The following is a 14920-nucleotide window of genomic DNA, read 5'->3' on the forward strand; positions in this document are numbered from 1 at the left end:
AGATGGAGTCCCCCCGACCGTCAGGTGCGCGATCAGGAAGACGCCGAGATCGCCCCGGGGGTTGCATCCAGAACGCGTGAGCGATGATGGGGCTGTACGGCGCTACCCGTCCGGTGAGGCGCTCCCGATCCGGTGAAAGGCAATTCCCTCATGGCACCACGCATCCTCCTGGCCCGGCACGGACAGACGGAGTGGTCGCTGTCCGGGAAGCACACCGGCCGCACCGACATCCCGCTCCTGGAGGAGGGGCGGCGCGGCGCCAAGCTGCTCGGCGAGCGGCTGCACCACGGGTCGTGGGCGGGCCTGCCGGGCGTCGAGGTGCGCACCAGCCCGCTGGTGCGGGCCAAGGAGACCTGCGAGCTGGCGGGCTTCGGCGACCGGGCGCGGGACTGGGACGCGCTGCTGGAGTGGGACTACGGCGCGTACGAGGGCATGACCCCCGCCGAGATCCAGGCGATCCGGCCGGGCTGGCTGATATGGCGCGACGGCGTCCCGGAGGGCGAGACGCGGGCCGAGATCGCGGCGCGGGCGGACGCGGTGGTGGAGTGGGCGCGCTCGGCCGACCGGGACGTGCTGGTGTTCGCGCACGGTCACATCCTGCGCACGCTCGGCGCGCGCTGGCTGGGCCTCGACGTGTCCTTCGCGGCCCGGATCCGCCTGGAGCCGACCTCCCTGTCCGTCCTGGGCTGGGCGTACGGCGAACCGGCCATCGAGCGCTGGAACGACACGGGCCACCTGGGCTGACGATCACCAGAGGGGCTCAGACAGCTCCCGGGGCCGCCTCCCCTTTTCCCGGTTGGCTGGTCTCCGGGGCGCCTCAGCCCCTGTCGACGGTCGACCACGCGGCGGTGGTCGCATATTGATTGCAGCCTCGGCCCTCCGCCTCGTAGCGGGCGAGGAAGTCCGCCACCACCGCGTTGCGGGCGTGCGGGCGCAGCACCCGGGCGGTCTCGTCCAGCATCAGCCGGATGCGGGCGGATCTGACCTGGTCCATCAGCGCGAGGGCGCGGCCCGCCGCGACGGCCGCCGCGTCCGGCGCGCCGTCCGCGAGCAGATCGCTGGCCAGCTCCGTGGTGAACAGCGCGATATTGCGGGTGAAGTGCGGGTTCTGGAGGGCGACCGCGCGGCGGGCGTGCTCGACGGCCCGCCCCCACTCGCCGAGCGCCGACCAGCACTGCGCCTCCAGGCCCTCCAGCTCGGCCTCCCCGTAGAAGGACATCCACTCGGGGTCGGCGTCGGACGGGCCGCGGCAGAACAGCGCCTGGGCGCGCAGCAGGGCGCGCTCGCAGCCGGCCCGGTCGGTGAAGGCCCAGCCGCCCGCCTCGCGCAGCGCGATCAGCGACAGCAGCCGCGGCGAGGCGAGCCGGCCCGCGGCCCGCTGCGCCGCCTGGGCGGCCCGTACCGCCTCGCGGGGGCGGCCCGCGTCGCGGGCGAGGAAGGCGGTGTTGCAGAAGGCGTGCGCCTCCAGGGCCGGGTCGCCGGTGACGCGCGCGGTGGCCAGGGCCTCCGCGTAGTGCGCGCGGGCGTCGGCCAGCCGGCCCGAGTCGTGGGCCAGCCAGCCGACCGAGATGGCCAGCTCCCCGGCGCCCGCGTACAGCCGGTCGGCGATCGAGCGGCGCCGTACGCCCGCGTCGAGCAGGGCGTAGGCGGCGTTCAGCGGGCGGGCGGTGTGCGGGTAGATGCTGTCCGCGCCGTGCCGGTCGTCCAGCACCCGGATCCGGCGGACGGCCTCCTCGACGGACGCCGCCTCCGTCTCGCCGACCCGGCCGCCGGGGGCGCCGACCGGCTCGTGGATCACAAAGGCGCGGCGCAGCGGGTCGCCGCCGTCGGCGGGCGCCGTCCGCGGGCCGGTACCGGTGCCGGTGCCGGGGCAGGCGCCCGGTGCGGGGCGGGATCCCGATGCGGGGCGGGGGCGGGGGCGCGGCACCGGGCCCGGGGCGGGGCCCGGCGCGGCGGTGGGCCGGGCGCGGTGCCCGCGTACCGCCTCGCGGGGCGAGAAGCCCATGTCCGTCAGGGTGCGGCCGGGAAACATATGCAGGAAGACGCGCTCATACGCGTAGTTGGGGCAGCGGATCGCCCCGGACTCGACGCGGCCGATGTAGCGGGGGTCGCAGGAGACCTGTTCGCCGATCTCCCGCGCGGCTCTTCGTACGGCCGCGGCGAACTCGGACGGGGAAAGCTGCCCGCGCAGCCGTCGGAAGGCGGTGTTCGGCCGCGGTGACGGAGGCGGTGACGGCGAAGACGCTGGAAGCGGCGTCATAACGGCGCCTCCTTAACGGGGCTCCGTGTGGGCGAAGAGGAGAACCGTACCGGTTGGGGCACCATCGGCACCCGGACTTTATGAATAAACGGGGCATATCGCCCATGAATTGCCATGAACTGCCATCCTTTATGGCGGCATTCGGCCGTAGCCGTTGACACTGTCATGCGTTGAGCTCTTTGCAACCCGTTGGAGAGGGAGGCCGGAGTGGACATCAGTGGCTCGCGGACGGCTGCTCAGCATCTCCCGTGTCAGGACTGCGACCTCGTGACCGTGCCCGCCCGCCAGGGGCTGGAGGCGGTGGACCTCCTGCGCCGCGCACGCGACGGAGTCGGCCCCGTGCTGCACGACAACGCCTGTGAATCGCTCGGCTTCGTGGTGCCCGCCGGCACCGCGGCCGGCTGGGACATGCCGGGCAGCGAGTGCGCGGAGACGCCTGGGTGCGGGGTCCGTCTGAGTACGGGCGGCGCCGCCGAGGACGGCGTGGGGGAGGACGATGGCGTCGCGGACGGACCCGGCACGGTGTCACCACCGCTGACCGGCACCGGCTGGCTGGTGCCGCCGGCCGACGCGTACACCGGCACCACCGACCCCGCCGAGCTGCGGGCCGCGCTCGGCGAGGCCGCCCGCATGATCGAGGCCGTCGACCGCTGCCAGTGACCGCCCGCCGCCGGTGGCGCGTGGCGCTCACCGCATACTGGGCCCCATGGCGAAGGGCGTACGGAAGCGAGCGGTGGCGGTACGGGAGCGCGGCCCGGCGCGGGCGCGCGCCCTGGAGCCGGTCGCCGCGCCGGTGGACGGCGGGCTCGCCGAACTGGTGCCCGACCGGGACCGCCCGCGCGCGTGGACCCTGCTGGTGGACGGCAAGCCGCAGTCGCATGTGGACCTCGACGACCCGTCGTACCTGGACTTCGAGTACCAGCGCAGGCTCGGCCACATCGCCGACCTCGCCGCCCCGCCCGGCCGCCCGGTGCACGCCGTCCACCTCGGCGGCGGCGCCTTCACACTCGCCCGCTACATCGCGGCGACCCGGCCCCGCTCCACCCAGCAGGTGGTCGAGATCGACGCCCCGCTCGTCCAGTTCGTACGGCGCGAGGTGCCGCTGAACCCCGCCGACCGGATCCGGGTGCGCGGCGCGGACGCGCGGGCCGGGCTGGCCAAGGTGCCCGACGGCTGGGCCGATCTGATCATCGCCGACGTCTTCGGCGGGGCCCGCACCCCGGCCCATCTCACCAGCGTGGAGTTCCTGGCCGAGGTGCGCCGGGCGCTGCGCCCCGAGGGGCTGTACGCCGCCAACATCGCGGACGGCCCGCCGCTCGCCCATCTGCGTGCCCAGGTCGCCACCGCGCGAGCGGCGTTCGCCCAGGTGTCGCTGACCGCCGACCCCGCCGTGCTGCGCGGCCGCCGCTTCGGCAACGCCGTCCTGCTGGCCGCCGACCGTGAGCTGCCCGTCGCCGAGCTGACCCGCCGCGCCGCCGGGGACCCCCACCCGGCGCGGACGGAGCACGGCCGCGCCCTCGCCGACTTCACCGGCGGCGCCGCCCCGGTCACCGACGCGACCGCCGCGCCCTCCCCGGCGCCGCCGCCGAAGGTCTTCGACTGACGCCTCGGCAGCGCGCCCGCGACAGCGGTGATGTCGACCGACGGGGTGTCAGGCCAGGCCCAGCGACCTGACCAGGTCGAGCATTTCCGCGCGGTGCAGAGCGGCCGGGTTGCCCGCGACGGGGTGGATGTGGCCGTCGATCTCCAGGGCCACCAGACCGTGCATCCGGCCCCAGACGCGCAGTGCGAGCGCTGCCGCGGCGGGTGGCACGTCCGGGAGGTCTGCCTGGATCTTCGCGACGTAGTCCGGGTGGAGGTCGGACCAGGAGGTGTCCTCGGGCTGGTGGTGCCGCGCGTGGGGCCATGCGGCGGCCACCAGGCTGGTGAGCTCGCGGCACACTCGGCGTGCCGCCTGTTCCACCGGCCCGTTCTCAGGGGGCTGGTAGCCGGGGACGGGGTGGCCGTAGAAGAGCCGGAAGCTCTCCGGGTGGGCCAGCGCCCATTCCCGCAGGGCCTGGCCCCACGCCAGCAGCCGGCCGCCGGGGTCGGTGTCGGGCACGGCGTTGCTGGCGGTCGCCACCGCGTCCGCGAGTGAGGCGGCGATTTCGCTGATCAGCGCGGTGATCAGGTCGTCGCGGGTGGGGAAGTAGCTGTAGATCGCGCGAGCGGTCATTCCCATCTCGCGGGCGATGCCGCGCAGCGAGATCGCTCCGGGTCCGCCTTCCGCCATCTGCCGCAGCGCGATGGTCTTGATCTCCCGGCTCGTCGCCAGCCGCAGCCGCTCCCGGCGGCTCATCACCGCCGCGGCGCGTTCGCCCTCGTCGCTGCTCACCTTGAGCAGGTTACAGGGGTGCAATAGTCTCCGCCGTGACATAAGTACACGCCGTGTCCAAAGGGATGGGGAATCCCATGCCCGCTTACGTCATCGTCAACGTCGATGTGTTGGACGAGGAGGCCGGACTGGCCTACGCGCCCGTGGCCCAGAGATCCATCCTTGAACACGGCGGCCGTTACCTGGTCGCGGGCCCCACGCCCCAGGCCGTCGAAGGCGTCTGGGACTCCTCCCGGTTCGTGGTCCTCGAGTTTCCCGACATGGACCGGATCCGGGAGTGGTACGACTCCCCCGAGTACCGGCGGGCGCGGGAGATACGCGAGGGCGGGGTGCGGGTGGCGATGCTGTTCGCCGAGGGCGCGCCGCCCGAGGGCTTCTCGCTCCCGGCCTAGGGGGTGTCCGGCGCCGGCGGAATATTTCCCACCCCGCCCCTTCCCGCAGTGTCGACATGCGGCTCCGCCGCGTGGCATGGGCTTCGCCCCTGGACCCCGGGGCTGGGCGGAGCTCCCCCCGCGGCGGAGCCCCGCGCGGCGGAGCCGCATATCGACAGGGGCTCGGCAGGGGCCGGGAAGGGGCGGGGTGGGGGAGGGCCCGCCGCAGGCGCCGCGCCGGGCCGGCCGGTCAGTGGGTCCGCTCGGGCTCCTCGTGTTCCTCGTGGTGGTGCTCCCGGTACTCCTCCACCGTGGGCTTGGGCATCTGCCCCCGCGCGCCGAAGTAGCTGCGGGACAGCCTGGCGCGCAGCTTCTCCCGGCGGGTCACCTTCCGGGGGATCCCGGCCGCGTCGACCTCGGCGGGCGGCTCGATGGGGACCATCTGGTCGTGGGCCACCAGGGTGTACCGCTCGGCCTGGGTCAGCGGCTCGTGGATCTCGACGTACTCGCCGTGCGAGAGGCGCTTGATGATGCCGGTCTCGCGGCCGTGCAGCACCTTCTGCCGGTCGCGCCGCTGGAGGCCGATGCACCACCGCTTGGTCACGATGAACACCACCGTCGGCACCACGAAGAAGGCGATCCGGGCGGCCCAGGTCACCGCGTTGAGCGACACGTCGAAGTGGGTGGCGACGAGGTCGTTGCCCCCCTCGGCCAGCAGGACGATGTACAGGCCGATCCAGGCGGCGCCGAAGGCGGTGCGGGTCGGGGCGTTGCGGGGGCGCTCGTTGAGATGGTGCTCACGTCTGTCGCCGGTGACCCACGCCTCGATGAACGGATAGAGCCAGATGGCCAGCAGCACCATCGGAAAGATCACCAGGGGGATGAAGACCCCGAGGACCAGGGTGTGGCCCCACAGATTGATCTCCCAGCCCGGCATGATGCGGATCAGCCCCTCGGAGAAGCCCATGTACCAGTCGGGCTGGGCGTCGGTGGACACCTGGTCGGGGCGGTAGGGGCCGTAGAGCCAGACCGGGTTGACGCTCGCGATCGCGGACATGATGGCCGTGACGCCGAAGACGAGGAAGAAGAAACCGCCCGACTTGGCGACATAGATGGGCCACAGGGGCGGCCCGACGATGTTCGTGTCCCGTCTTCCCGGCCCGATGTTGTGGGTGTGCTTGTGGTAGACGAGCAGGATCATATGGAGCGCGAGCAGTCCGAGCATGATGCCGGGGATCAGCAGCACGTGGACGGTGAACAGCCGCGGAATGATGATGTTGCCGGGGAACTGCCCGCCGAAAATGAAGAACACCAGATAGGTGCCGATGATCGGCACCGACAGGACCGCGCCCTCCAGAAAGCGCATGCCCGTGCCCGAGAGCAGGTCGTCGGGCAGCGAGTAGCCGAGGAATCCGTCGAACATGCCGAGGATCAGCAGGCCGGCGCCCGACAGCCAGTTGAGTTCGCGCGGCTTGCGGAAGACGCCGTTGAAGAACGTGCGCATCATATGGACGAGCATGCTCGCCACGAAGAGGATGGCCGCCCAGTGGTGGATCTGCCGCATGAGCAGTCCGCCGCGCACATCGAAGCTGATGTTCAGGGTCGACGCGTACGCCTCCGACATCCGGATGCCGTTCAGCGGCCGGTAGGTGCCGCGATAGACGACCTCGTTCATGCTCGGCGTGAAGAACATGGTGAGGTAGACGCCGGTCAGAATGATGATGATGAAGGTGTAGAGGGCGATTTCGCCGATCAGATAGGACCAGTGGTCCGGAAAAACCTTCCTCAGATTGGCCTTGGCCATCTTGAAGAGGCCGACCCGCCCGTCGAACCAGTCGGCGAGAGCCTCCCCCTTGCCGACCCGTTCCGGTCGCCCTCCGGGTCGGCTGGGGCCGTTTTCGCGTGCGGTAGGTCGGCGCCCCGGTTCTGCTGTCATGCCTCACCCTCGTCACCGAGTCTGGATATGCCAGATTTACCAGGACATTCCAGTGGCCGACCACGCACGGCGGGCTCGCGTAGGCCGTTCGGAGGAAAGGCACGCCCGTATGTCGGTGACGGCTTGCGGTGAGAGGCCGGGGGAGGGCCGGGGAAGGAACGGGGGTGAGGCGGGCTCGACCCGGCCGCCTGATCGCGACCGGGTCTCCGTGGTCCTACGCGTCCGGCACTTCGCCCGTACGGGCCACCTGGCCGTACCAGTGGGCGCTGGACTTGGGGATGCGGGCCAGCGTCGAGTAGTCGACGTAGACCGCGCCGAACCGCTTGCTGTAGCCGTAAGCCCACTCGAAATTGTCCATCAGCGACCACAGGAAGTAGCCGCGCAGATCGGCGCCGTCCGCGATGGCGCGGTGGGCGGCGGCGAAGTGGGCGCGCAGATACTCGATCCGCTCCGGGTCGTGGACCGCGCCGTCCGCGTCCGGCTTGTCGTCGTAGGCGGCGCCGTTCTCGGTGATGTACAGCGGCACGCCCGGCGCCTCGCGGGTGTAGCGCATCAGCAGCTCGTGCAGGCCGGTCGGGTCGACCGTCCAGCCCATCTCGGTGCGCTCGCCCGGCGTCTGGTGGAAGGCCACCCGTTCGGAGCCGGGCCAGGGGGAGTGGTCGCTGGCGCCGTGACCGTCGTTACGGGGGCCGCGGTCGCCCTCACTGCCGGCCGACACCAGCGCGGGCGTGTAGTAGTTGATGCCCAGCGCGTCGAGCGGGTGCTTGATGGCGGCGAGGTCGCCGTCGCGCACGAAGGACCAGTCGGTGATGGCCGCGGTGTCCGCGATCAGGTCGCTCGGATACGCGCCGCGCAGCAGCGGGCCGGAGAAGACCCGGTTGGCGAGCGCGTCGATGCGCCGCTGGGCGTCCAGGTCCTGCGGCTGCTGGGTGAGCGGCCTGACCACCGACGGGTTGAGGCTGATGCCGATCTGGGCGCGGGCGGGCAGCGCCGCGCGCAGCGCCTGGGCGCCGAGGCCGTGGGCGAGGTTCAGGTGGTGGGCGGCGCGCAGCGGGGCGAGCCGCTCGGTGCGGCCCGGGGCGTGCACTCCGGAGCCATAGCCGAGGAACGCGCTGCACCACGGCTCGTTGAGGGTGATCCAGAACTCGACGCGGTCGCCGAGCGCCTCGGCCACGATCCCGGCGTACTCGGCGAACCGCTCGGCGGTCTCGCGCTCCGGCCAGCCGCCGGCGTTCTCCAGCTCCTGGGGCAGGTCCCAGTGGTAGAGGGTCAGCGCCGGCTGGATCCCGGCCCCGAGCAGTTCGTCGACCAGCGAGCGGTAGAAGTCGAGCCCGCGCTGCACGGCGGGCCCGCGGCCGGTGGGCTGGACGCGGGACCAGGAGACCGAGAAGCGGTACGCGCCCATGCCCAGCTCGGACATCAGGCCGACGTCGTCGCGGAAGCGGTGGTACTGGTCGATGGCGATGTCGCCGTTGTCGCCGCCGAGCGTCTTGCCTGGCGTATGGCTGAAGGTGTCCCAGATGGACGGGGTGCGGCCGTCCTCCTGTGCGGCGCCTTCGACCTGGTAGGCGGCGGCGGCCGTGCCCCACAGGAATCCGGGCGGGAAGGTCAGACTCATGGAAGCGCTCCCATTCGATGTTGTGGTGCGGGGCGGAAGGGAGGGGGGTGGCGAACGGTGGGTCACGGCGCGCCGGCCGGGCTGCGGCCGGCGCGCCGGGGTCGGTGTGCTGTGGCCGGTCAGCCCTTGACCGCGCCCTGCATGATGCCTCCGACGATCTGCTTGCCGAAGAGGACGAAGGCGATCAACAGGGGAAGGGTACCGAGCAGTGCTCCCGCCATGATCAGCGACTGGTCGACGGTGTAGCCGCGACCGAGCCCCGTCAGGGCCACCTGCACGGTCGGGTTGCCGGCCTGGGTGAGGGCGATGATGGGCCAGAAGAAGTCGTTCCACGCCTGGACGAAGGTGAGCATGCCCAGCACGGCCATCGCCGGACGCGCCACCGGGAAGACGATGTGCCAGATGACCCGCAGACTGCTGGCGCCGTCCACGCGCGCGGCCTCGATCAGCTCGCTCGGCAGCGCCTGGGTCAGATACTGCCGCATGAAGAACACCCCGAAGGCGCTGACCAGCGTGGGCAGGATGACCGCCTGCAACTGGTCGGTCCACTCCAGCTTGGCGATGGCCATGTACAGCGGGACCACGCTCAGCTGGGGCGGCACCATCATCGTCCCGATGGTCAGCATCAGCAGCAGGTTCTTGAACCGGAAGCGCAGCTTGGCGAACGCGAAGCCGGCGATGGTCGAGAACAGCACGGTGCCGGCCGCGATGGTCCCGGCCACCATGGTGGTGTTGAGCAGCGCGGAGCCCATGTTGACGTCGTTCCACGCCGTGTCCAGGTTCTTGAAGAGATTGCCGCCGAACCAGAAGGGCGGTGGCGTCTCGGCGAGCCGGGTGCTGGTGCGGGAGGCGGCGATCGCCGTCCACACCAGCGGGAAGAGCGAGCCGATGGTGAACAGGATCAGCACGGCATAGGTGATCTTGCCGCCGTGCAGCTGCCGGCCGGCGCCCTTGGCCCCCTTGTTCCCTCTTCTCGCCTTTCTGTCCGGGCTCCCCCCGCCCTCGGTGGCCTCGGCGGCCCTACCGGAAGAGATAACAGCGCTCATGGTTCTCCCTCGGGCAACTCACTGGCTCTTGCGCAGCCGACGGGCCACGATCGCGTTGACGGCGGCGATCAGCAGCAGGATCACGAACATCGTCCAGGCGATCGCGGAGGCCCGGCCGAGGTGGAGGTTCACCCAGCCCTGCTCGTACAGGTACAGGCCGAGCGTCTGGTACTGGTGGTCGGGGCCTCCGGAGGCTCCGGCGCCGCCGTTGAACAGCAGCGGCTCACCGAAGAGCTGGGTGGCCCCGATCGTCGAGACGACGACCGTGAAGAGGATCGTGGGCCGCAGCGAGGGGATGGTGACGTTGAGGAACTGCTGCCAGCGGGAGGCGCCGTCCAGCGCCGCCGACTCGTACAGATCGTTGGGCACGGCCTGCATGGCGGCCAGATAGATCAGCGCGTTGTAGCCGGTCCACCGCCAGATGACGATGGTGGACACCGCGAGCTGCGAGGTCCAGGTGCCGTTCTGCCAGTCGATGTTGTCGATCCCGAACATCCCGAGCGCCCAGTTGATCATGCCGTAGTCGCGCCCGAAGAGCAGCACGAACACCAGCGTCGCGGCGGCCACCGAGGTGGCGTACGGGGTGAGGATCGCCACCCGGAAGAACATCGAGCCGCGCAGCTTGTAGTTCAGCAGATGCGCGAGACCGAGGGCCATCAGGAGCTGCGGAACGGTCGAGATCACCCCGATGGTGAAGGTGTTCTGGAGCGCGTTCCAGAAGAAGTCGTCCTCCCACAGGCGGGAGTAGTTGTGCCACCCCGCCCACTCCATATGGGTGGGGTCGGTGAGCTCCACCCGGTGCAGCGAGGCCCATCCCGTGTAGAGCAGCGGGAAGAGCCCGAAGGCCGCGAAGAAGAGGAAGAACGGGGCGACGAAGGCGTACGGGGAGTACTTGAGGTCCCAGCGGTAGCGGCGGCTGCGCCGGGCGCGACGCCGCTCCTCGCCCGGGTCGGGGGCCTTGGCGGCCGTGGCGCGCGGGGCCGCGCCCCCCTGCCCTGTGGGGGGCGCGGCCGTACCAGCAGTGAAACCGGAAGGGGGTGTCATCCCGGGCTCACTGGTCCAGTGCGTTGTCGATCGTCTTGGTGGCGGCCTTCCAGGCGTCCTTGGGGGACTTGCCCTGCTGGTCCACCTGGAGCAGCCCGATGTCGGCGATGTTCGAGCCGATGATCTGGTCCTTCGGGCCCAGCACCTGGGTCGGGATGCCCTTGGCGGCCTCAGCGAAGATCTTGCCGATGGGCGCGTTGCCGAAGTACGGGTGCTTGGCGTCGCCCACCTGGGGCAGGCTGTACGCGGCCTGGGAGCTCGGCCAGCTGGCCTGCTTCTCGAAGACCTTGGCCTGCTGCTCGGGCGCGGTCAGCCAGGCGGCGAGCTTGATCGCCTCTTCCTGGTGCTTGGACGCCTTCGGCACGCCGATGAAGGAGCCGCCCCAGTTGCCGGGCCTGGGGGCGGCGGCCACGTCCCACTGGTCCTTGGCCTTGTCCCCGGCCTTCTCCTTGATGTGGCCGAGCATCCACGGCGGGCAGGAGACGGTGGCGAACTTGGCGTTCGAGAACGCCTGGTCCCAGGACTTCTGGAACTGCTGGAGCTTGGCGGTCAGCTTGTCCTGCGACGCGGTGGTCGCGAGGTCCCACGCCTCCTTGACGGCAGGGCTGTCCTTGTAGATGACCTTGCCGCTCTCGTCGTAGTAGCGCTTGGCGTTGCTGGAGATCACCGCGTTGTAGACACCGCCGGCGGAGTCCACGAAGGTGGTGTCGCCCGGCGCCTTCTTCATGTACTTCTTGCCGGTCTCGATGTACTTGTTCCAGTCGCCCGCCCACAGCTTGGCGACCTCGGTGCGGTCGGTGGGCAGCCCCGCCTCCTTGAACAGGTCCTTGCGGTAGCAGATGGCCATCGGGCCGATGTCGGTGCCCAGGCCGATCGTCTTGCCGTCCTCGGTGGTGCCCTGGGCCCACTTCCAGGAGAGCCAGTTGTCCTTCTTGACCCCGGGTGCCTTGGAGAGGTCGACGAACTTGTCGGCCTGGGTGGTCTTGATCTCCGTGATATTGGCGATCTCGACGGCCTGGATGTCGGCCAGGCCGCTGCCGGCGCCGAGGTGGGTCAGCAGCTGCGGATAGTAGTTCTCGTTCCGCTCGATCGACGTTTCCTCGATGTTGATATCGGGGTGGAGCTTCATGTAGTCGTCATAAAGCCCGGCCTGCTTGTAGCCGAAGACGCCGAAAGTGCCGACCGTGATGGTCGTGCCCCCCTTGTTGCCACCCTTGCCGCCGCCGGACGAGCCGGTCTCGTCATCGCTGTCGTTGGCGCAGCCCGCGAGGAGTCCGGCGCTGATGGCCGCCACGGCCGCGAGGGTTACCGCCCGGTGTCGGTACGTACCAGAACTTCTGAACATTCACGTCCTCCTTGACGCCCTGACGTACCGCTCCCGGCCAAAAGGTGGCGTTGCGTGGGGGTTTGTGGTGCATCGGCTCGGGCGGGGAACGTGCGGGTTATGTATGGCTCAGGTACTGTGGGAGCGCTCCCAGGTTGATGTGTTGAAGGGTTGCGGCTCCCCGACGGGGTGTCAAGGGAGCGTGCGGAAACTTTTCGGTCCCACTCCTGCTGTTGAATGGCCCAACAGCTCCCCACGCGGGGTGGTTCTGCTCGGTGTACCGGACGGCTGGAGGCGCGAAATGGCAGGAACCCGACGGCGCGGGGTGGGCCGGGGAAGGCCCACGCTCGAAGAGGTCGCGGCCCGCGCGGGGGTCGGCCGCGGCACCGTGTCCCGGGTGATCAACGGCTCCCCGAGGGTCAGCGACCGGACCCGCACCGCGGTCGAGCAGGCGGTCGCCGAGCTGGGGTACGTACCCAACCGGGTGGCCCGCGCGCTGGCGGCCAACCGCGCCGACGCGGTCGCACTGGTGATCCCCGAGCCCGAGACCCGGCTGTTCGCCGAGCCCTACTTCTCGGACATCATCCGCGGGGTGGGCGCCGAGCTCGCCGAGGCCGATCTCCAGCTGCTGCTGACCCTCCTGCGCACCCCCAAGGAGCGCCAGCGCTTCGCCGAGTACCTCTCGGCGCACCGGGTGGACGGGGTGCTGCTGGTGTCGGTGCACGCGGACGACCCGCTGCCCGACCTGCTGGAGCGCATAGAGATGCCCGCGGTGCTCAGCGGCCGCCGCTCCGCGCACGAGTCGGTGCCGTATGTCGACTGCGACAACACGGGCGGCGCCCGGTCCGCGGTCGAGCACCTCCTCGGGCGCGGCCGCTCCTCGGTCGCCACGATCACCGGCCCGCTGGACATGTACGTGGCGCAGTGCCGCCTCGACGGCTACCGCGAGGCGGTCCAGGCGGCCGGCCAGGAGGTGGACCCGGGGCTGATCGCGGCCGCCGACTTCACCGAGGAGGGCGGCCGCCGGGCGATGCGCGATCTGCTGGACCGCCGCCCCGGCCTGGACGCCGTCTTCGCGGCCTCCGACGTGATGGCCGCGGGCGCCCGCCAGGTGCTGCGCGAGAAGGGCCGCCGGGTGCCCGAGGACGTGGCGCTGGTCGGCTTCGAGGACTCGGCCGTCGCCCGCCACATGGAACCGCCGCTCACCAGCGTCCGGCAGACCACCGAGGAGATGGGGCGGGCCATGGTCCGGGTGCTGCTGGAGGAGATCGAGTCCCAGGGTGACCGCACGTCCAAGCGGCCGCAGCTGGTGCTGCCGACCGAGCTGGTGCGGCGGGGGTCGTCCTGAGGACACGTATGCCCGGACACGGGCTGGGCGCCGCTAGTTCTTCTGAAGGGTGCGGGTGACACCCGCGATGACGGCGGTCGTCAGCACCCAGCCGAAGGCGATCAGCAGGTAGGCCAGCCACTGGAGGTTGTCGTCCGTCCAGTACCAGGCCGTGCGCTGCCCCAGACCACCGATGGGGATCAAGAGGTCGAGCGTGTAGACGAGTGGCTGGAACGGGGCGCCTTCGCCTTCTTTGACCGGGACGGGGGAGTGGGCGCCGAAGAACAGCGTGCCCAGCGAGGTCAGCGTGAGGATCCAGACGCCGGCCAGCCAGGGGCGGTAGCCGTAACCGACGGTCACGTCCAGCAGGTGCCCCCACACGCGCTTGACCGGGGGCAGCGTGCGACGCCGATGGCGCTGTCTGGCCAGGAGCACGCGGCGGGCGTCGTCGTCGTGGCCGCCCTTCCGGTACCAGCTCGCCAACTGCTCATAGGGCTGCGGGTGGTAGCCCGGGCCGCGCCGTAGCCACGCCACACGGTGGGCCACGGAGTCCCGCTGCCCCGCTGATTCGTCCATCGTGACGGAGCCGTAGACGAAGCCGTCCAGCTCCACCGCGTCCGGCCAGCTGTGCTCGCCGTCGTGGAGGTAGGACACCTGCGCGCCCCGCAGGTCCACGGCGGCGGACGGTGGCCGGGCGAGGGTGAGGTCGACGTCGACGGCCTGCATCCGCAGCGCGACCAATGACGGGCCGTGGCCGTCGGGCGGCCCGTTCAGGACGGCTCCCGCGAAGGTCAGGTCGCCCGAGATCCGGGCACCCCGCAGCCGTACGGTCCCGTTCGCGGTGAACCCGTCGGAGAAGGCGAGTGTCGAGGCCACGGCGTTGTCCAGGGCGAGCGCCACCCCGCTCGGGCCGGGGCGTTCCAGCAGTGCACCCCGCATGTGCAGACCGCCGGGCAGCTGCGCCCCCATGAGGCGGACTTCACCGTGTGCGACGAAACCCTCCCCGCCGTAGACGCCGCCCTCCGCGACCAGCCCGCCGGCGGACACCGCCCATTCCCCGGGTGCGGTGATCTCGGCTCCGTTGAGGTTCACGGCACCGCTCACGTGGGCGTTGATGAGCGACAAGGCGGTGACCCTGCGATGCAAGGGCGAGGCGGAGCCGCTTTCCAGGCGAGAGCGCCGCAGGTCGAGGCGTCCCTCGATACGGATCATGCCGGCTTCCACGCCCGGCACTCGGCTGCCCACGATCGCGATCGACTGGGCCGACGCTCCGGAGAGGTCCACACCCTCCTCGAACCAGCAGTCCTCCAGCCAGAGGGCGTGAGCGAGCTGCGCGCCGGCCAGGTCGAGGCGCCCGGATATCCGCGCCCCGGCGAGCCTCAGGCACGCCACGGCGCCCGGTCGCGCGGTGTTCGCACCCAGGAGGAGCGCCGCGATCACGGCGGCCCGGACCGTCCGCCCGGGGCCCCACTGCCCACCCTCGGCGACACGGTCGTCCTCGGGCACACCCGTACGCAGGTCCACGCGGCGTCCCTCGGGGAACGCGTCCCACAGCTCACGCTCCGGTGATGTCAACTCGTCGTAGGAGAGCACCCATGCAGCGTAGTGATCTGCTTTCCC

At 71.1% G+C, this 14920-nt stretch carries 13 protein-coding genes; 5 read left to right on the top strand and 8 right to left on the bottom strand.

Annotation, left to right across the window (positions count from 1 at the left end):
* Window positions 1–150 precede the first annotated feature (150 nt).
* Window positions 151–744 carry a histidine phosphatase family protein gene (locus ABTY62_RS40920; RefSeq protein WP_352134451.1) on the top strand — a complete coding sequence of 198 codons (594 nt, stop codon included), beginning with the start codon at window positions 151–153 and terminating at the stop codon, window positions 742–744.
* Between the two features lie 73 nt (window positions 745–817).
* On the opposite strand, the gene ABTY62_RS40925 is transcribed toward ABTY62_RS40920, so the two are convergent.
* The gene (locus ABTY62_RS40925; RefSeq protein ID WP_352134452.1) at window positions 818–2260 is read right to left on the bottom strand and encodes an NsdA family TPR-like regulatory protein; all 1443 of its coding nucleotides are present in this window, start codon (window positions 2258–2260) and stop codon (window positions 818–820) included.
* A gap of 267 nt (window positions 2261–2527) precedes the next feature.
* Between ABTY62_RS40925 and ABTY62_RS40930 the strand changes: the two genes are divergently transcribed.
* Window positions 2528–2920, top strand: coding sequence for a hypothetical protein (locus ABTY62_RS40930; RefSeq protein WP_502997618.1), 393 nt, complete (start codon window positions 2528–2530; stop codon window positions 2918–2920).
* Between the two features lie 46 nt (window positions 2921–2966).
* Window positions 2967–3863, top strand: coding sequence for a spermidine synthase (locus ABTY62_RS40935; protein ID WP_352134454.1), 897 nt, complete (start codon window positions 2967–2969; stop codon window positions 3861–3863).
* 48 nt (window positions 3864–3911) lie between these two features.
* On the opposite strand, the gene ABTY62_RS40940 is transcribed toward ABTY62_RS40935, so the two are convergent.
* Complete coding sequence (locus tag ABTY62_RS40940; protein ID WP_352134455.1) at window positions 3912–4634, bottom strand: TetR/AcrR family transcriptional regulator; 723 nt, start codon at window positions 4632–4634, stop codon at window positions 3912–3914.
* A 77-nt stretch (window positions 4635–4711) separates the two neighbouring features.
* Here ABTY62_RS40940 and ABTY62_RS40945 point away from each other — a divergent pair, with 77 nt between their 5' ends.
* Window positions 4712–5026 (top strand): DUF1330 domain-containing protein, encoded by a 315-nt coding sequence (locus ABTY62_RS40945; protein ID WP_352134456.1) that lies wholly within the window; start codon window positions 4712–4714, stop codon window positions 5024–5026.
* A 229-nt stretch (window positions 5027–5255) separates the two neighbouring features.
* On the opposite strand, the gene qcrB is transcribed toward ABTY62_RS40945, so the two are convergent.
* From qcrB to ABTY62_RS40970, 5 genes are all read right to left on the bottom strand, one after another.
* Window positions 5256–6941, bottom strand: coding sequence for a cytochrome bc1 complex cytochrome b subunit (gene qcrB / locus ABTY62_RS40950; protein WP_352134457.1), 1686 nt, complete (start codon window positions 6939–6941; stop codon window positions 5256–5258).
* 214 nt (window positions 6942–7155) lie between these two features.
* Window positions 7156–8559: a GH1 family beta-glucosidase gene (locus tag ABTY62_RS40955; RefSeq protein ID WP_352134458.1), complete on the bottom strand. Its 1404-nt coding sequence runs from the start codon at window positions 8557–8559 to the stop codon at window positions 7156–7158.
* A gap of 119 nt (window positions 8560–8678) precedes the next feature.
* On the bottom strand, window positions 8679–9605 hold the full coding sequence (locus ABTY62_RS40960) for a carbohydrate ABC transporter permease (RefSeq protein WP_352134459.1): 927 nt from the start codon (window positions 9603–9605) through the stop codon (window positions 8679–8681).
* 18 nt (window positions 9606–9623) lie between these two features.
* Window positions 9624–10649, bottom strand: coding sequence for a carbohydrate ABC transporter permease (locus ABTY62_RS40965; protein ID WP_311730400.1), 1026 nt, complete (start codon window positions 10647–10649; stop codon window positions 9624–9626).
* A 7-nt stretch (window positions 10650–10656) separates the two neighbouring features.
* The gene (locus tag ABTY62_RS40970) at window positions 10657–11994 is read right to left on the bottom strand and encodes an ABC transporter substrate-binding protein (RefSeq protein ID WP_352134460.1); all 1338 of its coding nucleotides are present in this window, start codon (window positions 11992–11994) and stop codon (window positions 10657–10659) included.
* 280 nt (window positions 11995–12274) lie between these two features.
* On the opposite strand from ABTY62_RS40970, the gene ABTY62_RS40975 reads away from it, so the two are divergent.
* On the top strand, window positions 12275–13321 hold the full coding sequence (locus ABTY62_RS40975) for a LacI family DNA-binding transcriptional regulator (protein ID WP_352134461.1): 1047 nt from the start codon (window positions 12275–12277) through the stop codon (window positions 13319–13321).
* 33 nt (window positions 13322–13354) lie between these two features.
* On the opposite strand, the gene ABTY62_RS40980 is transcribed toward ABTY62_RS40975, so the two are convergent.
* Window positions 13355–14893 (bottom strand): oxidoreductase, encoded by a 1539-nt coding sequence (locus tag ABTY62_RS40980; protein ID WP_352134462.1) that lies wholly within the window; start codon window positions 14891–14893, stop codon window positions 13355–13357.
* Window positions 14894–14920: the final 27 nt, after the last annotated feature.

The organism is Streptomyces sp. NPDC097640, assembly GCF_040302705.1.
Lineage (GTDB): Bacteria > Actinomycetota > Actinomycetes > Streptomycetales > Streptomycetaceae > Streptomyces.